The organism is Paenibacillus sp. J22FR21 (assembly GCF_056269135.1).
Window position 1 is genome coordinate 576,051 of sequence record NZ_JBWDNJ010000003.1, and the last position, 25,258, is coordinate 601,308.

Here is a 25,258-nt window from a genome sequence, read left to right on the forward strand (position 1 = left end):
TCTATACCAGGGACAGCACAGGCATCCGTCATGGAGCGACAAATACCCGCCCATTTTTTCAAGATACCGCACCACTACAGGCGCCTGATCATAATATAATTTGACTGTATCCCTTAACCTTGTTAAACCATAAAAACCCGAGCAAGGAGGGGTGACAAACATCAATGGGTAGCGACCAGAAGAGCAAGTTCTTATTAACTCATCGTGAACGCGAGGTTTTCGAGCTGCTTGTGCAGGATAAAACCACAAGGGATATCGCACAGCAACTGTTCATCAGCGAGAAAACTGTTCGAAACCACATCTCCAACGTCATGCAGAAGTTGAACGTTAAAGGTCGTTCACAAGCGGTTGTCGAGCTTATAAAGCTTGGGGAATTAAAGATTTGACGAAAATCACCGCATACCTTGCTCAGCCTTCTGGCAATGCTTCCGAATTTATTCGGAAACGTTTGCGAGAAGGTTTTTTGACGTTGGGAGTGGATGGTTCGCAACCACATCTCCAAGGAGAAGTGGCTTCATGAAGCGAACCAGGGCATCTACATGGAAGCGAATTCGACGAAATGAGCTCATGAAGCGAACCAGGGAATCTACATGGGAGCGAATTCGGCGAAATGAGCTCATGAAGCGAACCAGGGCATCTACATGGGAGCGAATTCGGCGAAATGAGCTCATGAAGCGAACCAGGGCATCTACATGGGAGCGAATTCGGCGAAATGAGCTCATGAAGCGAACTAGGGCATCTACATGGAAGCGAATTCGGCGAAATGAGCTCATGAACCGCACCAGGGGATACTCGTTAAGTGATGGCGTCTATTCGCGATTACATAGAGGTAGGCGTGTATCATCAAAACAAGCAAAAATAGCCAAATATATATTGTGTACTAATAAACCAATATGATACATTAATTATCAAATAAGGACGCATGAATGAGGTGGTTGGCATCACGTTAACGGCAAGGCAAGTCGAAATATTGAAGCTCGTTAAGCTGCATGCGCCGATTACGGGGGATCAGCTGGCGGAGATGCTGGGGACGGGGAAGCCGACGCTGCGCGCGGATTTATCGCTGCTCGTGATGCTGCGACTCTTGGAGGCGAAGCCGAGAGTGGGCTATTTTCCGGGTACGGCAGCTCAGGGAAGAGAGCAGGTGCTTAAGCGGTGGGAAGACGCGTGCGTGAAGGATGTGCAGGGGCTGCCGATCAGTGTGGCGGAGACCGCATCCGTGCATGACGCTGTCATTACATTATTCATGGGCAATGCCGAGGTGCTCACCGTTGTGGATGAGAACCGGCATTTTGTAGGCGTCGTGACACCGAAGGATTTGCTCAAAATCACTCTTGGCAGCAGCAATGCCGCCGCGATTCCGGTAAGTATGGCCATGTCGCGTCTGCCGGCTATCGCTGCCGTGCAAGCCGATCAACCGCTGATGGACGCGGTGAAGAAGATGCTCGTGCAGGAGCTTGACGGTCTACCGGTTATTGCAAGCGTTGCAAGCGAAGAACAACCCGCGAATCGACACGAGGTCGTAGGGTGGATCAGCAAAACGAATATCCTCCGCTGGATGATGGAGCTGGAATCGGATAGGCAGGGATAAGGAGGCAGGACGTGGGGAGCTCGGGAAAACGTGTGCAGCCGATCTATATTTGCTCGGATGCGGTTGGGGAAACGGCGGAAGCGGTCGTGAAGGCGGCGATGCGGCAGTTCGCTTTTGAAGATGTGAAATTGATTCGGTGCGGCCACATCAGGTCGGAGGACGAAATTGTCCTCATTGCCGGAGAAGCAGCCCGGGCAGGCGGATTCATCGCCTATACGCTGGTGCAGCCGGAGCTCCGCGAAACGATGAGAGAGGAAGCGCTGCTTAAAGGCGTGCGCGCCATTGATGTATTGGGACCGATGATGCAAGCTTTCATTGATACGTTTAATGATTCACCGAAACGACAACCCGGTCTGCTCCATACGCTCGATGATGATTATTACCGCCGCATTGAAGCGATTGAGTTCGCTGTGAAATATGACGACGGCAAGGATACGAAAGGACTGCTGCTCGCAGAAGTTGTCATCATCGGCGTATCCCGCACCTCGAAAACACCGCTTAGCATCTATCTCGCCCATAAAGGCATTCGAGTCGCGAACTTGCCGCTCGTACCTGAAGTGAAAGTACCGCAGGAGCTCTATCAAGGCAAACGCCTCATCGTAGGGTTAACGATGCAGCCGGAGAAGCTCTCGGGAATACGCACGGAACGGCTTAAAGCGATGGGGCTCCCATTCTCAGCGAAATACGCATCCTCAGAGCGCATAGACGCTGAGCTGACCTACGCAAATGCCATTATGAAATCGTTAAACTGTCCTGTCATCGATGTCACGGAGAAAGCGATTGAAGAAACGGCGGGTATCATTATTGGTTGGCTGCAGCAAGCAAACTGAGGAGGGGATCGGTGTACGATGGAAAGGGAATTGGCACTTGAGATTGTACGGGTAACGGAGCTGGTAGCCCTTGCTGCTGCTCCTTGGATGGGCAGAGGAGACAAGCACCGCGCCGATGAAGCAGCGACGAATGCCATGCGGGGCATGCTGGACTCGGTCTCGATACGAGGAACGGTTGTGATTGGGGAAGGCGAGATGGATGAGGCGCCAATGCTATATATTGGTGAAGTAGTCGGCAGCCTTCAAGGTCCGGAGGTGGATGTGGCGGTCGATCCGCTGGAAGGGACGGAGCTTGTAGCGCGAGGGCTCAACAACGCAATGGCCGTCATTGCAGTGGCACCGAAAGGTCGGTTGCTGCATGCACCGGATATGTATATGGAGAAGCTCGCTGTCGGTCCGGCGCTTGCCGGGAAGCTGAGGCTGGAGGATCCAATCCGCACAACTGTAGAGAAAGCGGCGCTTGCTCTTCACAAGCAAGTCTCGGATCTGACCGTAATGATCCTTGACCGTGAGCGCCATGCTGAGCTGATCCATTCGCTTCGAGAAGTCGGTGTACGCATCAAGTTTCTGTCTGACGGCGACGTTGCGGGGGCGATCGCCCCGGCTTTTCCGGAAGCCGGCATCGACCTCTATGTTGGCTCGGGAGGCGCACCGGAAGGCGTGCTTGCTGCTGCCGCGCTCAAATGCCTCGGCGGCGAGATTCAAGGCCGGCTGATGCCCCTCAATGAGGAGCAGGAACAGCGCTGCAGAGCGATGGGGCTCTCGGATCCACGCAAGCTGCTGCGGATGGAAGATATGATCGGCAATGACGATGTTATCTTCGCGGCTACAGGCGTCACGCCCGGTGAGTTTCTCGGCGGTGTCTCCATGCTGCCGGATCAACGCGCTGAAACGCATTCCATCGTCATGCGCGTGAAGACACGTACCATTCGCTACATCAAATCCCAGCATTATTTGCCGAACAAGCCGATCCTAGGACAGCTATAACTTAATCAACAATCAAACTTTAACCAAATAAAGGACGCTGATGAGCAAGCCCTTTACCTACAAGGGAATTGCTAGTCAGCGTCCTTTTTGCATCTGCATTATCGTCCGAGAAATAGGCTACTGTAATAAGAAATGTACTTCGCCTTCATCTGTTCCGTTGTCTGTCCACGATCGTCGGTGAAGTAGAGAAACGCAATCGGACTCATGGAAATCGTAATATGGAAGGCTGCGAATTCGGTATCCACATTCGGTGCCAAGCCGGAAGCGACAGCTTCATCCAGCAAATTCTTCAGAACGCCTGTCACAAATTGAAAAGGCGGTGAGCTGAGCATATTTTCCCGATCATCCGAACACCAAGTATCCGGCTGAATCGCATTAAACCACTGCATTTCGGTTGCGATAAAATCAATCCAGCGCGACAGGAACGTTTCCATTCGCTCGCGTACCGGCAATTGCGCTTCAAGCGCAAGATAAGCGGAGATATTGGATGCAAATCGCTCGAAGCTATCCGTGAGAAGTTCCATGCAGAGCTCGGCTTTGGAAGAATATCGTCTGTACAGTGTGCCTTGGCCGACGCCAGCGCACTTGGCGATCTGATGCATGCTGACGCTATCCACACCATGTTCATGAAACAGCTGGGAGGCTGTATCGAGTATTAGCTCGCGGTGTCTGGCGGCGTCCTTTCGTTCGCTCCGTTGCTGCATATGCCATGAACCTCCTGAAATTGAAAAAAGTTCACATTGTCTTTCATTGACAATGCGCGAAGCGTTAGGTAAGCTGTATCTAAAGCGGACAATTGTCCATTTATAAAAAACCGAGATGTTCCGAACTAGGTTCCGATGCCTTCATTGTACTCCTCTGCGTAGGAAGGGTCAATGCAAGTACGGGGATCTGGCGGAGCATAGGGCGGGTAAAGGGAGCTGGAGAGTACGATGTCTGCACAAGCAACATCTGCTGCAAGGAGCGAAGAGCCGTTTTCCATTCGGAAAATATTAGGCCCGCTTGCAGCCATTATTATCGGGATTTTCATGGTCGTGCTGGACGGAACAGCCGTTAACGTGGCGCTTCCGGGTTTGCTCAAAGAGTTTAACACCACGTATCAAGTTGTATCCTGGACCGTTACAGGGTATGCATTGGCACAAGCAGCGGTCATCCCGCTTGCCGGATGGTTGTCTGACCGTTACGGTGCAAAGCAAGTATTTCTAACATCCGTATTTCTGTTTACGGTAGGATCGCTGCTCTGCGCATTGGCAACATCCGTTGAAACCTTGATTATTTTCCGTATCGTGCAAGGTATCGGCGGTGGTATGGTGCTTCCGGTTGCGATGGCGTTCATCTATCGTCTTAGCCCACCGGAGAAGGTCGGCGCAGTAATGGGGATGATGGGGATTCCGATCCTTCTTGCTCCGGCGCTTGGACCTGTACTTGCAGGTTACCTAGTTGACTATGTCAGCTGGAAATGGCTGTTCCTGATCAACATTCCAATCGGTGCATTCGGCGTATTCCTTGGTATTCGCTCACTGCCGCGCATCGAGCGTCAAGCTGTGGCCGCACTCGATAAGCTTGGTTTCCTCTTGGCTCCGATCGCTTTCGCCGGACTTTCCTACGGGGTTAGTGAAGGCGCAGTAAGCTGGACGGCATCGAAGACGATTATCGGTATCATAGTTGGAGCAGTAGCCCTTATTTTGTTCGTTATCGTTGAACTCAGACGTAAAGATCCACTGCTTGAGCTTCGTGTCTTCCGTTCGATGGACTTCACGAAAGGGATCGTGGTGCAATGGATTTCCCAAATCGCATTGTTCGGCACGATGTTCCTAGTTCCGTTGTTCCTGCAGCAAGCACAGCATTACAGCGCATTTGATACTGGACTTATCATGCTTCCGCAAGCAATTGCCGCAGGTTTGTTTATGCCAATCGGCGGGATGCTTTACGATAAGATTGGCGCAAGACCGCTAGTATTCGCAGGGATGCTGCTCGTTACCGTAGCAGCATATATCTTCTCTCATGTTGATGCAGAATCCGGCAAAATGATGATTATGGGTCCGCTGGCCTTGCTCGGAGCAGGTATGGGGATGTCGATGATGCCATTGAATACGCATCTGATGCAATCCGCACCGCGTGATCTCGTCAGCCGCGTCACGTCCCTTACGAATGCTGCGCAGCAAATCATGACTTCATTTGCAGTAGCAGGTTTGGCAACCATTCTTGCTAAACGCATGGTGTTCTACGGACCGACAGCCAAGAGTGAGCTTGAAGCTTATTCGCTCTCCTTCGGGGATACGTTCCTGATCTTGACGTTCATCGCGATCTTCGGCGCAGTACTTGGTTTATTGCTCCGCAAACCGGCACCGATTGCCGGTGAAGATGGCAACAAACAACCGGAAATGATGATGCATGTAGGGTAATTACATCACCATAAGAAAGAGGCTGAACAGGTGGATTACCACCGGTTCAGCCTCTTTTCACATTGCTATATCAGAAGATCCGCCAATCCAGCGCAGTCGACATCGTCTCCAGCAAATGGACACCTGCCGTGCTGTTTCCTTTCGTGCCGAGTGCCGGCCCTATGACACCGATGCCGAACCGGCCGGGAACAAGGGCGAGGATGCCTCCCGATACGCCGCTCTTCGCCGGAATGCCGACTTTAATCGCGAATTCGCCGGATGCGTTGTACATGCCGCACATGATCATGAACGTTTTGGCGATTTGGACATAACGTTTCGGTACGAGCTGCCGACCGACCAGCGGGTCGAAGCCGTCGAATGCCAGCAGCAGCGCCATTCTTGCAAGCTGATTGCAGCTGACTTCAATGGAGCAATGCCGGAAATAGACATGCAGCACATCTTCGACGTCAATTTCTTCACCTAGCACTTCGTTATCTTTGAGGAAATAAGCGAGCGAACGATTTCGATGAGCCGTTGCAGATTCAGAACGGAAGACATCTTCGTTGACGGACAGTGCAGAACCGCCTGCCGCTTCAGCAAAGAAGGCTAGAATGCGCTGCGTCTTCGCTGCAGGCGTATCGCCGTGAATCAATGAACTGATTGCGATTGCCCCAGCGTTGATCAGTGGATTAAACGGCTTGCCCGGCTCAACAAGCTCCAGCTTGAGCATCGAATTGAAGTCGTCACCGGTCGGCTCCATGCCAACTTTGGCAAACACGCCGTCCTCTCCGTTATCCATAAGAGCCAGAAGCAGGGTGAACACCTTCGAAATACTCTGCATGGTAAAAGGGAAATCAGTCTCTCCGGCGCTAATCGTCTCCCCACCGGCGCCCATAATCGTAACACCGAGCGCATCCGCAGGCGCTTTGGCGAGCTCCGGAATATAGGAGGCTACTTGCCCTTCGCTTGCATGCAGCCGGCTTGCATTTAACCATATCGGTAAGGTTTCCCGCAATTGTTCCATCATTATTGTCGCCTCATCTCTTCGCTGTCCTATTCTACTTCATAGTGTACGGCCCACCGGAGTTGCTCGGCAAGAGGAAAAAGAATTTCCACTATCTGAGAGCCAGGCCAATCGTGTACAATGATGACAGCAATAAACCTTATCATTTGTAGCAGGAGGCAATATGGTTAAAATCCTACTTTTCGGCTTATTATGGTGGCTGACGGGCAGTCCGTTTCTTGCTGTTCTTGTCCTTCTGGCCCTGCTCTATGTGCTGGACCGCAGATTTATCGGACTCACGCCGAGTTTCGTGAAGCCGCTGCGCAGATTCGGTACAATCAGACGACTGCGCCAGCAAATCCTCATGAATCCAAACGATATTCCGGCCAAACACGAGCTCGCTCGACTGCTGATTGAACGCAAACGATATAAAGAAGCGAAGGAATGGCTCATGCCGCTGCAGGATGCGCTGGAGCATTCCGCGGAATTCTGGGATGATCTTGGCGCTTGTCTCAGTCAACTCGGGGAAACGGATGCTGCAGAAGCGGCAATCGGCAACGCGCTTTCGATCAATCCGAGAGTCAAATACGGAACCCCCTATCTGCGGTTAGCTGCGATCTACGCCAGGACGAATCCAGAAAAGGCGATCGGGCATTTGCAATCCTTCCGCGCTATTCATTCTTCTTCCATTGAAGCGTACTACAAGCTCGCGCTTCTCTATTCACAGCTTGGAAGAGCGGAGGATGCGAAGCAAACACTGATGGAATGCGGGACACTGTACCGCGCTTTGCCGCGATACAAGAAACGACAAGAGCGCAAATGGGCACTTCTGGCCTTTTTTAAGAGACTTTCATCCTAGAGAAAAGCGGTTTCGGCATGTGTCATTAGGTGCTGAGCCGCTTTTTTCGTCAAAAAACCCCAAAATTAGTGCGTTACACCCATTACTGTTCAATTCTTTCATTGTCACTCTCTATGAAATCGGACATAATTGAGAGAAATATCGAATTTGATCGGAGAGTCTGTCGAAATGCGGCGTAATGCGTGGCTTCTTGCCATCTTGTTGATCGCACTATTACTTGGCGTCAATAATACAATCTATTATTTTACAACCAAAGATTCACTGGAAGACAGCCTTGAGCATGAAATGGAATCGGTTGCAAAACAGATTGAAATCTCCATCGAGCTGTCCCGTGGCGGCGCAGAGAAATATCAAGAGCAAATCGGCCGTGAGCTTCGTGCAGTCTCGATTGCAACTCAGTTTGCCTTAAGCCCGGATGTCGAGAAAGTATCCAACTCGCAACTGGCGGAGCTCTCCAAGAAGCTTGATATGGTTGGCATTACGCTGCTTAAACGAACCACAGACAATATCATCTTATATAAATCGTCCAGTCCGAAACAGCTCGGATACAAGACCAATACATGGAAACCTTGGTACCAGGCGTTCAACCAATTGTTCGATGAGCACAAGGTTTCGATTGACTGGGGCCAGCAATTGACGAATTTCTGGACAGGCCCTTTTGAGTTTGCAACGACAGACACCAGCTCCATTCAAAAATGGGGATACTATTATGACGGCACGACCAATTATATGATTGATCCCTACATTAGCTACGACAGCAGGCAGCATGATTACGATGAGGCAACCGGCGTCGACAAGCTGATCTCCCAAACGCTGAAGGAGAATAAGTCGCTAAGCGAAATTACGATCATTAATCCGGCCACCTTTGGAAACGGCGAGAAAACAACCATTACGGATAATGGCGATGTTCTAACGCATATGACGCAAAATCCGATCATTAATGGAACCTATAAGTATGAAGACCCTGATGATCTGGCTAACGTGAAACTGGCGAATGAGAAGAACATTAAGGTGTATCAGAATGATGTCATCAACGGTAAACATGTTATTAAGCTGTTTATACCGGTCGATATTACGAATAAGGTAGCCAGCATGCTCGATGAGAATGGCGAACCGCTTAATCGCTATGTAATCTCGGTCGTATCGGATTACGCGATCATTCAACAGACACTAGACAAACAATTTGTTAATATTGCGATTATTATCGGCATCGTAACGGTGATTAGCTTGATCTTGGTTTACCTGTTCGTCACCGCTTATCGCAAGTCGCAGGACAAATTGATTCGGAAAGCGCAAGAAACATACTTGGATGAAATTAACGGACTGTTTCAGTCGATTCGCTCCCAGCGTCATGATTTTGCTAACCATGTACAAACCATTCATGCGTTGGCTGAGCTTGGCAAGACAGAGGAATTAAAGTCTTACACGGCAGAGTTAACCGGCGAGATTCGAGAATTGAACGATATTATCGACATCGGCAATCCGGCCATTGCTGCGCTTATTCGTGCGAAAGGCTTGCAGGCTGAGGTGCTCAAAGTGGAATTCAAGGCGGATTTCAATGACATTAATAAGCTTGAGCTCGGGATGAAGTCGCTGGATATGACAAGGCTGCTTGGCAACCTGATCGATAATGCGTTTGATGAAGTGCTTAATTATGCAGAAGGTCAACGTTCGGTGAACATCGAGGCCTGCCAGAAGACCGGGTATTATGAATTTGCCGTAAGTAATACTTGCTTGCGCGCAGCGGAGCTTGCGAATAAACCGATATTTCAGGCGGGTTACACGTCGAAGAAGGGCAGTCATTCCGGACTTGGCTTGCACATTGTGAAGTCCATCGTGGAGAAGTACAAAGGTGGTATTAAACTAGCCATTAATGAACCGAATACGGTTACTTTTATCGTGAAAGTGCCTTATTAAGCTGGAATGCTTATAACCAATTCTACGAAGCCTATTGCTCGGACTTACCGGTCCGGACAAGAGGCTTTTATTATTATCTCTTCCTGTCTGTCCCAGTTCAAAGCGAAACCGTTTGTGAATGTGATATAATGATTGGAATGGTTATTGAGGAACGGGGGACGCATCGTGAGCACGTTTTTTCAACTGGATGAACAGCGGCTGCAAGCTTTGGAAACAGCTGTCGCAAGCAGCATCCCCCTTGAGGTGATGCAGCTTGGCTTTGATTATTACCGCCGGGAGAAGGTGCTTTCCGTTCAAGTGATGGAAGGAACCTCTGTATATGGAACCGTCAAGGATGCTGCGATTTTTGCCGTTACGCTCGATTGCGATGAGTTTGGTTTCAGCACATGTACGTGTCCGGTTAAAGGGTATTGCAAGCATATGGCTGCCGTTTTCTATGCTTATTACGAATATGCGGGAAGAAGTGCGGATGAGGTGCATAACCGCTTGTTATACGGTCAAGATCCGATGTTTACGGAAGATCGGGGAGATCGCGGTACGACCTCGGCAGCGGCAGTTGTTGCTGCGGCTAAGACCGGTCTCGAAGGTGACCCGCATCTATGGCAGCAAGATATGGAAGCGAAGCACGGCGAAATATGGCGGCAATGCAGACATTCCCTGCATCCGCTGCAGCCGGTTTTGTCGGCGATAAAGGCGGTCTCGAAGAATTGGGATGAAGGACTAAGACGGCTGCACTGGATGCACGGTATTATTTTTGTCGTAGAGCAGTCGGAAAGAGCCTATTCAATTACGGACAGTTACAGTCGCTACTATTATGAGATGGCTTTCGCGCGGATGACGGAGCCTTGGATCAATCAGTATCACGAGCTCGCAGGAGAGCTTACACCGGATACGATGACAGAACTTGAACGGGTCGGTGTCGAGCAATTGCTCGAGCTGTTCCATGTACGGGAGATGGATCGGGAGCAGCAGCTTCACAGATGGGAAGCGCTGTATTTCTCGATCTGGGGGCAGCTTGTACACGATCCCGGCTGGACCGGCAAGGAGAAGCAATGGCTGGAGAATAAGCTGGCAGAGGAGAAAGGCACGGGACATGCGAGCTTCTTCGTTCCGATGGCACTGGCTTATCTCGCTTATGCGGAGAATAACGACGATTATGCGATGGAGCTGCTGGCGAGAACTCCATTTAATCGGACGGCCCTGCTTGCTTGCGACTGTGCCCTGCAGCGGCTGGAGGAGCGGAATTGGGCGAAGCTGGACAATTGGATTCGGTATTTGTACGGAGGTTTATCGATTGAGCGGAAATCCAAGGCATTTGGACCGTTCTTGTCGATGTGCCGTTTAGCCGATCTCCAGCAGCCCGATAATCCGAGCTGGCAGCATTATTTGGTTTCGTTCCTGCCGTATTCGTACTCGGCTTTGACGGAGCATTGGCTGGATCGCAAGCATTATGATAAGTGGGCAGATTTGCAGCTTCTGTTCGGCATCGAGCCTGACGAGATGGATATCCAATTGGTGCGGGAGATCAGCAAGGCTGCTCCCCGCGTGCTGTACCCGCTGTACCATCAAGCGATTGACGGCGCGATTCGCTCGCGTAATCGGCAAGGTTATCGGCAAGCCGTCAAGCTGATGAAGAAGCTCGAGAAGCTGTACAAAGCGGAAGAGCACAGCGATAAATGGAGCCGTTATGTGGATGGTATCGTACAAAAGCATGGGCGCCTGCGCGCGCTGCAGGAAGAGCTTTGGAGGGGTAAAATCATCACATGAGAGGGTACACAGGTACTGAAACGGTTGTCGTTGACGGATTTTGGAAAGATGGCGAAGGCTTGGTGCTGGCAGCCGGGCATGTCGCCGGAATAACGCTTCGTCTGCGCCGCCTTCTCTTCGCTTGGCACGAGGCCTCATGGTTTGGTGCAGAGATCGAGGAACGTACGGACGAGCGGCTCAAACGTACGGAGCTGCCGTTGTCACCGGCGATAGCGATGGATTATTTATCTTCCCCGAAGCCGGTAAGGCTGCTGCAGGTGGAATGGACGGATAGGCTGCAGATCCTGGCCAAGCTTGCTGAGATGATGCGCGAGGTGCTGCTCCACGGCTGGTTCTCGCCGGATTGGACGCGCTGGCGGGCTGAGGCGAGAGCTTGGCGCCTCGATGTGCCGCGCGATGAGGAGAACAAGCGCACGGAGTGGAAGCAGCTTGCGGAACAGCTTGAGGAGCAGGGAGATATCGGAGCGCTGCAAGGCTGGCTAACCGGTATCGTGGAAGAGCTGATCGCTTCCGATGATTCGGTAGGCGTGGCTTGGCGAAACGCTGCATCACAGGCCGGTGAAGGAGCGCTAATGATGAAAGCGGCCGATGAGGACGATTGGCTCGTCTCCATTGGCATGAAGCAGGATAATGCGGCGTTCCGTACCGCTTTGCAGCTGCTGGAGCCAAGCGATGGGCATGGCTGGCGGCTGCGCCCGGCAGTTCGTGACCGCGAAGATGGCGGACGCTGGATGACGCTTGCGCTTAATGAAGCGGCCGAGTCGCGTGGGGAAGAGCGGTTTATGCTGCCGGCGGATGCTCCGGAAGCGTGGCGGGAGCATTTTGCCGAGCGTATGCGTAAGGAAGAGATGAAATGGGCTGCGGCGCTCCCGGAATGGACGCGATCTGAGGATGGCATGCTTGGCGGCGATGCGGATGCCGGCCATATTCGTATTGAGCTGAATGATGCGCAGGCCTATGCATTTCTGGAGCAAGAGAGCGTGAAGCTGCTTGCCGCAGGCTGCTCCGTGCTGCTGCCATCTTGGTGGGAAGCGGCGCGAAACCGCCGGATGAAGCTGAAAGCCAAAGTGAAATCGTCTGTCGGCTCAGCCGAGCAGTCGATGTTCGGCCTTCAGCAAATCGTGGATTTTGACTGGAAGCTTGCCGTTGGCAATGTCGATATGTCGGAAGCTGAATTTATGAAGCTGGCATCCGAGAATCGCAGGCTGATGCAAGTTGGCGGCGAATGGGTGCATTTGGACCCGGGCGACATGGAACGGCTGCGCAAGTGGCTGAAGAAGAACGGCGGCAAGCGCGGCTTAACGATGCGCGATGTGATGGAGATGCATCTGCGCGGCGGGGCAGAGCTTGAGCCGGAAGATGAGATGCAGGAAGCATTGACAGCCGAAATCGAGCTGAATGAGCACTTGGCTACTTGGATCGGGCAATTGAATGAATCTTCAGATTTGCCGCTTGTTGAAACGCCGGATGCTTTCCAAGGCGAGCTTCGTCATTATCAGCTGCAAGGGGTATCGTGGCTCGCGTTTCTGCGAAAGTTCGGGCTTGGCGGCTGCTTAGCCGATGATATGGGTCTTGGCAAAACGATTCAGTTTACTGCTTATTTGCAGCATGTGATGGAGCAAGGGAGCTTCGGACCATCGCTGCTTATCTGTCCGACGTCGGTTATCGGCAACTGGGAGAAGGAGCTGGAACGATTCGCTCCGGAGCTGCGCGTGATGGTGCATTATGGACCGAAACGTATGCGCGGAGAGGACTTCGCGGCTGAAGCAGCCGAGGCTGACCTTGTTATCACCTCGTATACGCTAGCTCCAATCGATGAGGAAGAACTCGGTGCCGTTTCATGGGATGTTCTTTGTTTGGATGAAGCCCAGAATATCAAGAACTATTACACGAAGCAATCTTCTGCGATTCGAGGTTTCTCCGCGCATCACCGGGTTGCTTTGACAGGTACGCCGATGGAGAATCGGTTGACGGAGCTGTGGTCGCTGTATGATTTTACGAATCCGGGCTATCTGGGGACGTTGACTGAATTCCGTAAAGCGGTCGTGCTTCCGATTGAGAAGGAGCGCGATGAGGCGTTGATTGCAGAGCTGCAGCGGTGGGTGAAACCATTCATGCTGCGCCGGCTTAAGAAGGATCCTGCCATCGCGCTTGCGCTGCCGGAGAAAAACGAGATGCGTACGTATTTGTCGCTGACCGTGGAGCAAGGTGCGCTGTACGAGAATATTGTGTCTGAACTGATGAATCAGCTGGAGGCGGTCGGTGCGCTGCAGCGTCGGGGGATCATTCTCTCCGCTCTTACTCGCTTGAAGCAGGTATGCGATCATCCGAGCTTATTATTGAAGGAAGACCGGACGTTATTCCCTTCAGCATGGGATATCGAGCGCTCCAACAAAGTGCTTCGCGTGCTTGAGATGGTGGAAGAGATTGCGGCGGAAGGCGAGCGCTGTTTGATTTTCACGCAGTATGTGGAGATGGGCTCTACGCTCAAGCGGCTTATTGAAGAGCGGCTGGGCATTCCGACGCCTTATCTGTACGGCGCAGTGCCGAAGGCGGAGCGGGACAACATGATCGAGCGGTTCCAGAATGAAGCTGAGCCGGGCTGCGCCTTCGTCCTGTCGTTGAAAGCCGGCGGCACCGGACTCAATTTGACGGCGGCGAATCATGTGATTCATTTCGACAGATGGTGGAATCCGGCAGTCGAGAATCAAGCGACAGACCGCGCGTTCCGAATCGGTCAGAAGCGCAATGTGCAGGTGCACAAATACGTGACGCTGGGCACTCTGGAAGAGCGAATCGACGACATGATCACGCGCAAGCAGATGCTTAACGATCAAGTTGTAAGCCAATCGGAGAACTGGATTACCGAGATGTCGACTGACGAGCTGCGCGAGCTGTTCTCGCTCCGCAAGCATCGGCTCAAGGGTTAAGCGATTGTGGTGCGGTAAAGGCAATCGATGGAGCTAAGCGATCGCGAGTGAAGTAGAGGCGAGCGATGGAAGCCATAGTGAGTGTGGTGCAAGGCAACCGTGGAGCTAAGCGAAAGTGGTGCGGTGCAAGGAACTGATGGAGCTAAGCAACAGTGAGTGAGGTGCAAGGCAACCGATGGAAGAATGGGCGGGTAAACAAGTGCGTGAGGATGAAGTTGTGCTAACGGCTGAGGTAGACACCGAAGAGGTGAGAGATGTATCCGAGGTGAGGGCAGCTGATGGTGCGGTGCGTGCAGCAGAGGTGAAGACGGCTAATGATTCATTGCACGTGAGTACAGCTGAAGTGAACGCAGCTAAAGATGCGTTCCACGCGATTGGAGCAGAAGCTGGCGCGGAAATGAAGGCTGGTTCGCCAGCGGTTGATGTGTCGCAGCGAGAGAGCCGCCTTCATTTAAGCGGGAAGCTTGCGCCGACGGCGGAGCATGACACTCCTGGGAGCGTGATCGGCCCAGCTGAGGCTGCGCCCCATTGGCGTGAATTTTACGGCGCCGTTCGCGCCGCAGTACAGGGGATGCGTGGTGGCGAGTAGTCTCACCACTTGCTATAGATATTGGGAAGACGGCGATGATGGTTATCGCCGTCTTTTTTATTCATCATTCCAATTCAAAAGAAGGGTATTGGCTACCTTACATTTGCATAATTCCGCTTATTGGGCTCAAGAAGGGTACCATGTTCCACTCTTGAGCTCCTTTTTTCGATTTATACACCAAGAGAGGTACTAGCTACCTCTCTGAATTTCACTGTGGCACCGGTTCACACTAAGGTGTAGCTCTGGGGGCAACACATCCACCACAATCGTCGGATTCACGCGGATGTGTATCGGTTTGTGAGCCACAGATGCGACAGAAATCCACTTCAAATCGCAAGGTTAGCTCACCTGGGAATCAACATTAATCGAAGCTCGGAGCAGCAAACAACCGCCACAGTTACTCGATAGCCAACTAGTTCACCAAGGGAGCTACATAGTCGGAATGTGCGAGGATGAGAGAAAGTAGCTTGTCTAGGCGTCTACATTGGCTGGAATGTGGGAAATGGGGAGAAAGAAGCTTGTCTAGACGTCTACATTGGCGGGAATGTGGGAAATGGGGAGTTCTAAACAGCAACTTCATTTCTCTTTCCCCGCCAAATTCTTTATAATAGGAAAGGGACTTATTTCCTTATCTCATTCATACTTGGAAGAGGAGCTGTGAAATCAAGATGAAGTATACCTATTTGGGACGTTCTGGTTTGAAGGTTAGCCGCTTGTGCTTGGGAACGATGAATTTCGGAGTCGATACGGACGAGCAGGAAGCGTTTCGGATTATGGATGCGGCGCTGGATGCGGGCATTAACTTCTTTGATACGGCGAATATTTACGGTTGGGGCGAGAATGCAGGCCGTACGGAGGAAATCATCGGTCGCTGGTTCGCGCAAGGCGGCGGACGCCGTGAGCGTACCGTGCTGGCAACGAAATTCTACGGTGATATGAGTAACAAGAACGATGGACCAAACCGCGATGGCGGCTTGTCTGCTTATAAGCTCCGCCGTCACTTGGAAGCTTCGCTTAAGCGCTTACAGACTGACCATATCGAGCTGTACCAAATGCATCACGTTGATCGCAACGTGAGCTGGGACGAGCTATGGCCTGCATTCCAAGCGGCACAAACACAAGGGCAAATCGGCTACGTCGGCGCGAGCAACTTTGCCGGCTGGGACCTTGCCGTTGCACAAGGCGAAGCGAAAGCTCGCGGAATACTCGGACTTGTGTCGGAGCAACATAAATATAACCTGCTTTGCCGCTTGCCGGAGCTGGAAGTACTGCCAGCTGCTCAAGGACTCGGCATCGGCGTCATTCCATGGAGCCCGCTTGACGGCGGCCTGCTGGCTGGTAACGTTCGCCGCGGCGGCGCTGGCAAACGCAGCGGTGACCTCAAGCGCATCGAGCAGCACGCGGCACAGCTTGAAGCTTACGGCGCGCTTTGCGACGAACTTGGCGAACGCGAGGATGTTGTTTCGCTGGCTTGGCTGCTTTCGAACCCAGCTGTAACAGCACCAATCATCGGCGTACGTACGGCCGAGCAATTCGAAAGCTCCCTGCGTGCAGTAGAGCTTGAATTGGACGAGTCGACACTTAAACGCATCGACGAGATCTTTCCAGGACCAGGCGGAGAAGCACCACGCGCGTATGCTTGGTAGTCGATAACCCGATAACCGTCTCCAATGTCATGGAACCTAACAGCTAGGATACTATTCTCTGATTAAAAACGCTGCCCACAGGATTATTACCTCCTGTGGGTCGTTTATTATTACCCCTTCCTCATTTTCAAGCCCAAAAGTATCCCCATCTCGTTGTATTTTCGACCTCCTGCGTTCTCGCTGCTCCCTCTATAATTCAAAGTGTAAGGAAGAGCAGTAAACAAATATACGATTACACATTTGGAGGTCTTGAAATGAAAAAAGGATTTACAGTCGCAGCCGTAACGCTAATGTCGGCATCCCTTGTACTTTCCGCATGCGGTTCCAAAGACGACAACAACACAGCAGCTAATAATGGAACAACCAATACTTCAACCAACGAAACGCCGGTGGCGAAAGACGTTACGCTTTCTCTGCGTCATACACAAATTAAAGAAACAAGCAAAGTGCGTCTGAAAATCCTGCAAGATGTTGTTGCGAAAACAGAACAAGACAACGCTGGCCTCAAATTCAACCTTGAAGGCATCGATGAAGTCGTTAACCGCGATCAGAAGCTGAAAGCGGAAATGGCAGCAGGCAACCCGCCTGACATCTTCGAAGTTTTCGGCGGCGCGGACTTGAACCTCTACGTAAAAGCAGGCCGCATGCTCGACCTGACGCCGATCATTGAAGAGCTTGGCATCAAAGACAAGTTCGCAAGCTTGGACGAGTTTACAATCGACGGTAAAGTGTACGGCCTTCCATTCGGCGGTTACAGCGAAGGCGTGTTCTATAACAAGAAGATGTTCACGGATTACGGCCTGGAAGTTCCGAAAACGTTCGCAGACCTGATCACAGTATCGGACGCCATTAAAGCAAAAGGCAAAACGCCATTCGCGCTTGCGGCCAAAGACGGTTGGGTTAACGGTATGCTATGGAACACAGTCATGGAACGTCACGTGGGCATCGATGCTTTCAGCAAATTGGTGACCGGCGCAGCAAAATGGACCGATCCGGATTTCGTAGCCGGCTTCAGCGACTACGCGACTCTGGTGAACAACGATTACTTCACTAAAGGCGCACTTGGCTTGCCGTACGCAGAGCAAGGCGCGCAATTCCTGAAAGGCGACGCAGCTATGGTCTTCACAGGAAGCTGGGATGCAAACCGCTTCACGGGCGACGAAGCAGGCGAGCTCAAAGGCAACATCGGTTACTTCTCCTTCCCGTCCATCGACGGCGGTAAAGGCGACCAAACTTCAATTAATGCGAGCTACTCCAACGGTTTCGGCTTCTCGTCGAACCTGAATGACGATCAAAAAGAAGCAGTGAAGAAATTCATCGGTAACTTCTTCAACGAAGAAATCCAGAAGCGTACGCTGCTTGAAGACAAAGTTCTTCCTTCCATGAAGCTGTCCGATCTGTCCGGCGTAGATCCACTGATCTCCGATGTTCTGAACGTAATGGGCGGCGCATCGACTTCTTGGAAAGCTTTTGACGCGATCGTTCAACCAAGCGTTGGCGCAGATGTAGGTGTGGGTCTGCAAGAGCTGATCGGCAAAGTGAAGAAGCCGGATGAGGTAGCAGCGAAAATCCAAGCGTCCCAAGAGAAAGCGAACGCAGCGCAAAAATAAGAGCAATCACAACTTGTTGATGAATGGAGGGTGTCCTGCCGTAACAGGCACCCTCTTTTTATACGCCTAACCTGCTAGGAGGATCCCGATGTATCAAGCGCTGAGAAACCCATGGACGTATCTGGCTTTTGTTGTCCCTACACTTCTGCTCTACGGTCTGTTCTTTTTATATCCGGTCGTTGTGTCTTTCATTTATGGCTTCTATCAATGGGATGGCATTTCCGAGAAAGTATTTATCGGTATCGATAACTTTACAAGATTGATTCACGACGAAGTATTCTTGAAATCGCTCGGCAACAACTTCTATTTCATGGCTTTTTCCCTTATCGTCAATATTCCGATCGTGTTTCTGATTGCCATTATGGTCAGTAAAGCAAGACGCATGCGCGGTTTCTATAAATCAGCTGTTTTCGTACCCGTTGTCATCTCCACGGCAACCGTCGCTATTCTGTTCGGCGTATTGTACAACTATGAATCAGGTATGATCAACCAAGTTTTGCGCGCGATTGGCGGCGAAAGCTGGGCGAAAGAATGGCTCTCCGATCCTCACCTGGCGATGCTCTCCATCCTGATTGCAAACGCTTGGCAGAACATCGGTTTCTTCATTGTTCTCTGTCTGGCTGCGATTCTGAATATTCCGAAGGAAATCGGCGAAGCGGCGAAGATCGACGGTGTCAACGCATGGAGCGAGACGTGGAAAATCACGCTGCCGCTCGTACGTCCGATTCTGTTCGTCATGCTGCTCCTAACGGTGTCCGGTACGTTAAAAGTGCTTGATATTGTGCAAATTATGACCAATGGCGGCCCCTTCCAGTCTACTGAGGTGATGTCCACTTATGCGCTGAAAGTCGGCTTCCGCTCCTTGGAGCTTGGTTATGGCAGTTCCATCGGTGTAGCGATGTTCATTCTGATTCTGGCGATGACGGCTATCTTGCAGCGTGTATCCAAATCCGAGGAGGTGCAGTACTAATGGAACGTGTCCTTACTAAAGGCAACCTTACACCATCGAAAGATACGGCCAATCCTAAACTGCACCGTTCGAACAAAGTACGCAACAGCCAGTGGCCGCTTCATTTGTCGCTTTGGGTGTACGTTATCGTGATTCTTTTCCCACTGCTGTGGCTGCTCCTATCTTCATTCAAGACGAATCGGGAGATTACCGTCAATACCTGGGCATTGCCATCCAAGTTTAACTTCGACAACTACAAGGCTGCTTGGCAGAGCGCGCATATCGGCGAGTATGCTTTTAACAGTCTATATGTAACGGTAGCCGCATGTTTACTCACGATTCTGCTTTCGGCAGCAACGGCTTTCGCGTTGTCCCGGATGAAATACAAAGTGCTGAGCAAGCGAATTTATGGCCTTATTCTGATGGGATTGCTCGTGCCTCCGGGCGCGCTGTTCATTCCCCTGTACCGATTGGTGAATGATCTTCATCTCTACGATACGCATCAGGCGCTCATTTTGGTATACTGCACTTATGCTTTGCCAATTACAATCTTCATTCTGCATGCCTTCATGCAATCCGTTCCAACCGAGCTTGAAGAGGCGGGCATTATGGACGGGCTTAGTGCTGCGGGATTGTTCGTCAGAGTGATTATACCGGTGTCGATGCCGGCGCTCGTTACCGTCTTCATCCTTGCGTTCATCGGCAACTGGAACGAATATATACTCTCACAGCTGCTCGTCACGACAGAATCGCTGCGTACGCTGCCGACCGGCATGGCTACTTTCAATGACGGCTACCGGACGAATTTCGCATCGCTCTCTGCGGCAGTCATTATCAGCATTATTCCGGTGCTGCTCGTGTACATGTTCCTGCAGCGTCAAATTATCGACGGTATGACAGCGGGCAGCGTGAAGGGCTAGATCTCGTAGCTTGGCGCGGACGCGCTTGCCGGTGACAAGAACTGTAACCATAAAGGAGCCGTCCCATGAATTTGCGTCCGAAGCTGCTTCTGGCATTTATAGGTTTGATCGTTGCTCCGCTTATTTTTCTAGGCATCGTATCCTTTCTGAATTCGGAGCAGCTGCTGGAGAAGAAGTATAGCGAGCAAACCGAAATTACGCTCAAAGCGGTGGGCGGCAATATCCGCTATTTCTTCCGAGAGCTCGATCAGCTTAGCGATACCAGCGTCACGAACGCAACCGTTCAAGATGCGCTGCGCAGCTCCCGCAACTCGGTTAATGATGCAAGCAGGCTAATCGCAATCAGCCAATACGAGAAGTCGCTCGGGAAGCTGTTGTGGCAAAATCCGGCGCTCAGCATGGTGATGCTTTACGGGGAGGACGGGACGATGTTCCGTTCTTATCGTAATGATCCGACTACGTTTAAGAATATTACGTACGATATGCTGAAGAATCACTCGATCTATCCGCAGATCAAGCAGTACAGCGGTCGGCCGATGTGGATCGGTCCCTACGAGCAGCCCGGTTTAACCGGTACCGGTGCGGCTTTATTCACGCAGCTGCGCATTGTACGGGATATGGAATCGTTCAACGAATCCGGTATTATGGTGACCCAGGTGAAAACCGACGACGTGGACAGCATGCTGCAGGATTTTACGCTATCAGGGGAGCAAGAAACGCAGACGCGTTATCTCATCATCAACAACGGCGGTCTGGTCATGCTGGATAGTAAGCACCAATTAGAGGGAAAATACGCTCAAAATGAAACGCAGCTTCAATTGCAGCATACCCAGCGTTATGTAAGCTCTCGCACCATGTTCAATCATGAGGATTCTCTTGTTTCGGCGTATAACCTCGACCGCAGCGGGTGGATCCTTATTTCCGTGAAATCATGGGAGTCGTTAACGAGCGAGAACATTCGTTTCGTGCAGTGGATCGGCGGAATTACGCTGCTTTGTTTGATTTTTGCGATTCTATTTAATATTTTCTTCGTTAGTCGGGTCGCCAAATCGATCATACGGGTCGTTCGCAAAATGCGCCTCGTGGAGCAGGGGATGATGGATACCCGCGTTCCAACGAAAGGCAAGGACGAAACCGTGCTCCTGGCGCGCAGCTTTAACAGCATGGTGGAAACAATAGGCCGTCTGCTGAGCGAGGTGCGCACGGAGCAGGAACGGAAGCAGCGCGCGGAGATGATGCTCATGCAGGCGCAGATTAAGCCGCATTTTCTGTTTAATACGCTGGAGTCGATCAATGCGCTGGCAGCCCAGAACGAAGGCGGCAAAATCATGCAGATGGTGCGCAGATTGAGCATACTCCTGCGAACGAGCATGCATCACTCGGAGATTATTACGGTGCAGCAAGAGATTGAGCATGTACGCAGCTACCTGGAGATTCAGAAATACCGCTTCGAGGATGTATTCAGCTATGAGTTGTTAATCTCGGATGAGACGCTCGATTATACGATTCTGAAGCTGACCCTTCAACCGCTTGTCGAGAACAGTATTCAACATGGATTTGAAGGTCTTGAGCATGTTGGCATGATTTCCGTTTCGGTTCATCTGGAAGAAGGCTTGGTCATCTTGACCGTTACCGATAATGGAATCGGCATGAACGAGGAGGCTTTGAAACGCATTAACGGACTGAGCAGCGAGCAGGAGCGGGATCTCGATTTAAACGTGGCTGAACAAGGAGAGCGGCGCGGACTTGGACTACGGAGTGTCGCAGATCGGCTGCGCATTCATTATGGATCGCCTTATGGTTTGCTCCTGTGCAGCCAGGAGGGTTACGGTACGACTATCCGAATTAAGATCCCACGGAACAGAGGTGAACGGGTATGAACGGAAAAGTGCTGCTTGTCGATGACGAACAACATATTACTCGCAACCTAGAGAAGGTGATCCCTTGGAGTATGCTTGGACTTGAAGTTACAGGTACCGCGAAGAACGGTGTTGAGGCATTGGAGCTTTTGCGGGAGAAACCGGCGGATTTAATCCTCTGCGACATCCGGATGCCGGTCATGGATGGACTTGAGCTCGTCCGTCAGATTCGGGAGCGGGGAATGGCTTGCGATGTTATTATGCTCTCGGGCTACCAGGATTTCTCGTATACGAGGTCTGCGATTCAGTATGGGGTGAAGGATTATATCCTTAAACCGATTCCGTATGATGAGCTGACAGGCGTTATCGCCCGTGTCATGTCCGAGCAGCGCAATAAACGGCAGCAGATTAAGGAAGAGCAGCGCAAGCTTGATCGCATGATTGATTTGGTGAACGAGAAGATTCTGTATGATGTGCTGATGGACTATACGGATATTACCCCAGACAATTGGCTGATGGCGGGACAGGAGCAGCTGCTCGGGGAGCCCCAATATACGCTGCTCGTGCTTGATATCGATGCCGGTTCAGCCGATGCTCGAGATTGGCGTGAATGGCCGGACAAAGAGCGGAAGATCTGGAACTTCGCCGTGTGTAACGTGCTGCGCGAGACGCTGCAGCTGGATGGGTTACATCATGCCGTCATCCAAATGAGAGATGGCGAGTGGTGCGTCTTGATTCGCGGCGAGAAGGCTGCGGCAAGCGGAGATGGTTCGCCTGAGGCGCGTGACCAGCAGGTGAAGCAATGGGCAGAAATGCTGCTGGCCTCCGTTCGCAAGAATGCTAAACTGCAGCTCCATGCGGGTATTTATGATAAAATGACAGCGATGAATAAGCTGTCCTCCGCTTATAAAACCGTGCAGCGCGGCATGCAGCTGTCTACCGAATCGGTGCCAATCGCGGTCTACGACAGCGAGCTTGCAGGAGGCTTTGATGCGGGGCGCACGCTGTGGGATATTGCGGAGCGGTTGATCGGTGCGATGAAGCGCGGCGATGCGGATGGCGTGGAAGGTGAGCAGAAGCGACTGGCGGAGCAGCTGCATAAGGCTGGCGGCAGTGCGGAAGGTCGGCTGAAGCCGATGCTGCATTTTCTGGCGCTGCATCTGATGCGGGAGCTGAAGGAAGCGGATTTGCTGCAGCGCGAGCAGGAAGAAGCCATGTGGCGCAAGATGGACTTGCATTTTGGCGTGAAGGATTTGTTCGCAGCGATCCGGCAAGCTTCCAGTGAAGGCGTGGCGCGTTCGACGGACAAACGGAAGCATTCCGAGCGGCAGATGACCGATGCGAAGCAGTTCATGGACCGTCATCTGTTCCGTGATCTCAGCGTGGAAGAAGCCGCTACATACGTCGGATTGTCGACCTCGCATTTCAGCTTGTTGTTTAAGCAAACGTATGGCGAAACCTTCATCGAATATATTACGCGTCAGCGAATGGAGAAAGCGAAATCGCTGCTGCTCGATACGCCGAAGAGCGTCGCGCTGATTGCCAAGGAAGTCGGGTATGCGGAGCGGCGGTATTTTACAAAAGTGTTTATGAAGTATGCGGGGCAGAAACCGACGGACTACCGAGTGGCAGTTCAAGGGGGCGGATCGCTGTTAGCGGTCTCCGAAGATTCAGAGGATGAGCATTAACGGGAGAGGTGCGTTCGAGTCATGGGAGAGCAAGTTGAATGGGGAACGTTTAGTTTGCGGGAGAAAATCGGGCAGCTGTTTGTGTTTGGGTTCCACGGTCATGAACCGTCAGCTGAGATTGAAGCGCTGATTGGGGATTACGGCGTTGGCGGCATTATCTATTTCACGCGTAACATCGTGGATGCGAAACAGGTGCATGCCCTATCGGCAGGTTTAATGGCATCGGCTGAGCGATCGGGGAGATCGCCGATGTTTATTGCGGTGGATCAGGAAGGCGGCATGGTGTCGCGACTTGTGAAAGGTGTCACGCTGATGCCGGGCAATATGGCACTTGGCGCAGCTGGTTCTGCCGGAGGCGTATTCGAATCGGCGGTCATGTGCGGCGAACAGCTTCGCGCACTCGGCATTAATTTGAACTATGCGCCGTGTATTGACGTGAACAATAACCCGGACAATCCGGTTATTAACGTTCGCTCCTACAGCGACCGGCCGGAGGTTGTCGGTGAGCTTGGTTTGGCGGCAGTTCGCGGTTATCAGCGCTCGCGTGTCTCGGCGACCGTGAAGCATTTTCCGGGACATGGCGATACAAGCGTTGATTCGCACCGGGATCTGCCTGTACTTACGCATGATCGGGAACGGCTTGATGCGATTGAGCTGGTTCCGTTTAAGATGGCAGCCGGCGAGACGGATATGATCATGACGGCCCATGTGTGTTTGCCTGCGCTGGACCCGTCAGGCGTACCTTCGACCTTGTCGCAGCCTGTATTGACGGGCTTGCTGCGTGAGGAGCTTGGCTATGAAGGCGTCATCGTAACGGACTGCTTGGAGATGAACGCCATCGACAAGTTCTATGGTCCGGAGCGCGGAGCTGTTATGGCGCTGCAGGCAGGCGCGGATATGGTGCTGATCTGCCACACGGCAGCGAAGCAGCGGGCTGCGATTGAAGCGGTCGTTGCCGCGGTAGAGAGCGGCGAGCTGAGCGAAGCGCGCATTGATGCTTCATTGGCGCGCATCATGCGCTTGAAGGAGAAGCGCGCGGTAGGCGAGGCGCTCGCGCCATGGGCGGAGGTCGAGCCGACGCTGGATACGCCGGACCAGCGAGCTGCCGTCCGCCACTGGAGCGAGGCATCGGCGACGCTCGTGAAGAACGAGCGCGGCTTGCTTCCGCTGCGGCGCGAGGCGAAGACGCTCGTGCTCTGGCCCGAAATCGTGACCGTGTCGGAAGCGGACGAGCTGCTGACCGACGACGGTACACTTGGGGGCCGACTCGCGGCGCGGATGCCGCATGTGACGGAACGGCGCGTCGGAGCTGCCGATGCGCTGCAGGATCTTGCGGCGTTCGAACAGATCGTGTTCGTGAGCTACGACGCGGCGAAGCACGCGAACGAGCGCGAGCTCGCTGCGCGGCTGCTCGCGGAAGCGGGCGATCGCACGGTTGCTGTATCCGTCCGCAACCCGCTCGATCTGCTCGTGTACCCGGACGTATCGGCGTTCCTCGCCGTATACGAATGCCGTCCACTCGCGCTGGAATCCGCCGCGGGTGCACTGCTCGGCGAGTTCACGCCAACAGGCCGACTGCCGCTGACCCTGTCCGCGCAGTACCCGTTCGGCTGGCGCTGGGGCGAGTAGGGATTTGAGATGTTATAGAGTTGCACGGGCCATGGGGCTTGTGCAACTCTTTTTTTGTTTGTGTGTTGCTGGTGAGGAGGCAACACATCGCTAGCAATGT

19 protein-coding genes are annotated in these 25,258 nt (G+C 52.3%); 17 read left to right on the forward strand and 2 right to left on the reverse strand.

What is annotated here, in order from left to right; all coding sequences use genetic code 11:
- Positions 1-164 precede the first annotated feature (164 nt).
- The 4 genes from AC0YNS_RS13220 to glpX all read left to right on the forward strand — a co-directional run bounded on the left by AC0YNS_RS13220 (position 165) and on the right by glpX (position 3,408).
- Entirely contained in the window at positions 165-386 is a 222-nt protein-coding gene (locus AC0YNS_RS13220) for a helix-turn-helix domain-containing protein (RefSeq protein WP_090641524.1), read from the forward strand.
- 536 nt (positions 387-922) lie between these two features.
- The gene (locus AC0YNS_RS13225; protein WP_475781454.1) at positions 923-1,591 is read left to right on the forward strand and encodes a CBS domain-containing protein; all 669 of its coding nucleotides are present in this window, start codon (positions 923-925) and stop codon (positions 1,589-1,591) included.
- An 11-nt stretch (positions 1,592-1,602) separates the two neighbouring features.
- On the forward strand, positions 1,603-2,421 hold the full coding sequence (locus AC0YNS_RS13230; RefSeq protein WP_475781455.1) for a pyruvate, water dikinase regulatory protein: 819 nt from the start codon (positions 1,603-1,605) through the stop codon (positions 2,419-2,421).
- Between the two features lie 18 nt (positions 2,422-2,439).
- Positions 2,440-3,408 carry a class II fructose-bisphosphatase gene (glpX, locus tag AC0YNS_RS13235; protein WP_475781456.1) on the forward strand — a complete coding sequence of 323 codons (969 nt, stop codon included), beginning with the start codon at positions 2,440-2,442 and terminating at the stop codon, positions 3,406-3,408.
- 98 nt (positions 3,409-3,506) lie between these two features.
- On the opposite strand, the gene AC0YNS_RS13240 is transcribed toward glpX, so the two are convergent.
- On the reverse strand, positions 3,507-4,112 hold the full coding sequence (locus tag AC0YNS_RS13240; RefSeq protein WP_475781457.1) for a TetR/AcrR family transcriptional regulator: 606 nt from the start codon (positions 4,110-4,112) through the stop codon (positions 3,507-3,509).
- Positions 4,113-4,340: 228 nt separating this feature from the next.
- On the opposite strand from AC0YNS_RS13240, the gene AC0YNS_RS13245 reads away from it, so the two are divergent.
- Positions 4,341-5,813, forward strand: a complete 1,473-nt coding sequence (locus AC0YNS_RS13245; protein ID WP_475781458.1) for a DHA2 family efflux MFS transporter permease subunit — start codon at positions 4,341-4,343, stop codon at positions 5,811-5,813.
- A gap of 70 nt (positions 5,814-5,883) precedes the next feature.
- Here the strand turns inward: AC0YNS_RS13245 and glsA are convergent, their stop codons facing one another.
- A complete protein-coding gene (gene glsA / locus AC0YNS_RS13250; RefSeq protein WP_475781459.1) occupies positions 5,884-6,819 on the reverse strand; it encodes a glutaminase A in 936 nt (311 codons plus the stop codon).
- A 160-nt stretch (positions 6,820-6,979) separates the two neighbouring features.
- Between glsA and AC0YNS_RS13255 the strand changes: the two genes are divergently transcribed.
- The 12 genes from AC0YNS_RS13255 to AC0YNS_RS13310 all read left to right on the forward strand — a co-directional run bounded on the left by AC0YNS_RS13255 (position 6,980) and on the right by AC0YNS_RS13310 (position 25,158).
- A complete protein-coding gene (locus AC0YNS_RS13255) occupies positions 6,980-7,654 on the forward strand; it encodes a tetratricopeptide repeat protein (RefSeq protein WP_475781460.1) in 675 nt (224 codons plus the stop codon).
- Between the two features lie 168 nt (positions 7,655-7,822).
- Positions 7,823-9,571: a sensor histidine kinase gene (locus AC0YNS_RS13260; RefSeq protein ID WP_475781461.1), complete on the forward strand. Its 1,749-nt coding sequence runs from the start codon at positions 7,823-7,825 to the stop codon at positions 9,569-9,571.
- A 165-nt stretch (positions 9,572-9,736) separates the two neighbouring features.
- On the forward strand, positions 9,737-11,338 hold the full coding sequence (locus AC0YNS_RS13265; RefSeq protein ID WP_475781462.1) for an SWIM zinc finger family protein: 1,602 nt from the start codon (positions 9,737-9,739) through the stop codon (positions 11,336-11,338).
- The gene (locus AC0YNS_RS13270; protein WP_475781463.1) at positions 11,335-14,268 is read left to right on the forward strand and encodes a DEAD/DEAH box helicase; all 2,934 of its coding nucleotides are present in this window, start codon (positions 11,335-11,337) and stop codon (positions 14,266-14,268) included. The genes AC0YNS_RS13265 and AC0YNS_RS13270 overlap by 4 nt, the downstream gene beginning before the upstream one ends.
- Before the next feature lie 175 nt (positions 14,269-14,443).
- Positions 14,444-14,857, forward strand: coding sequence for a hypothetical protein (locus AC0YNS_RS13275; protein ID WP_475781464.1), 414 nt, complete (start codon positions 14,444-14,446; stop codon positions 14,855-14,857).
- 668 nt (positions 14,858-15,525) lie between these two features.
- Complete coding sequence (locus tag AC0YNS_RS13280) at positions 15,526-16,503, forward strand: aldo/keto reductase (RefSeq protein ID WP_475781465.1); 978 nt, start codon at positions 15,526-15,528, stop codon at positions 16,501-16,503.
- 254 nt (positions 16,504-16,757) lie between these two features.
- The gene (locus tag AC0YNS_RS13285) at positions 16,758-18,113 is read left to right on the forward strand and encodes an ABC transporter substrate-binding protein (RefSeq protein WP_475781466.1); all 1,356 of its coding nucleotides are present in this window, start codon (positions 16,758-16,760) and stop codon (positions 18,111-18,113) included.
- An 88-nt stretch (positions 18,114-18,201) separates the two neighbouring features.
- Positions 18,202-19,083, forward strand: coding sequence for a carbohydrate ABC transporter permease (locus tag AC0YNS_RS13290; RefSeq protein ID WP_475781467.1), 882 nt, complete (start codon positions 18,202-18,204; stop codon positions 19,081-19,083).
- The gene (locus AC0YNS_RS13295; protein ID WP_475781468.1) at positions 19,083-19,982 is read left to right on the forward strand and encodes a carbohydrate ABC transporter permease; all 900 of its coding nucleotides are present in this window, start codon (positions 19,083-19,085) and stop codon (positions 19,980-19,982) included. Before AC0YNS_RS13290 ends, AC0YNS_RS13295 begins: the two co-directional genes overlap by 1 nt.
- Positions 19,983-20,047: 65 nt before the next feature.
- Positions 20,048-21,862, forward strand: a complete 1,815-nt coding sequence (locus AC0YNS_RS13300) for a sensor histidine kinase (RefSeq protein WP_475781469.1) — start codon at positions 20,048-20,050, stop codon at positions 21,860-21,862.
- Positions 21,859-23,529: a response regulator transcription factor gene (locus tag AC0YNS_RS13305; protein ID WP_475781470.1), complete on the forward strand. Its 1,671-nt coding sequence runs from the start codon at positions 21,859-21,861 to the stop codon at positions 23,527-23,529. Before AC0YNS_RS13300 ends, AC0YNS_RS13305 begins: the two co-directional genes overlap by 4 nt.
- A gap of 21 nt (positions 23,530-23,550) precedes the next feature.
- Positions 23,551-25,158, forward strand: coding sequence for a glycoside hydrolase family 3 protein (locus tag AC0YNS_RS13310; protein ID WP_475781471.1), 1,608 nt, complete (start codon positions 23,551-23,553; stop codon positions 25,156-25,158).
- The last annotated feature ends 100 nt before the right edge of the window (positions 25,159-25,258 follow it).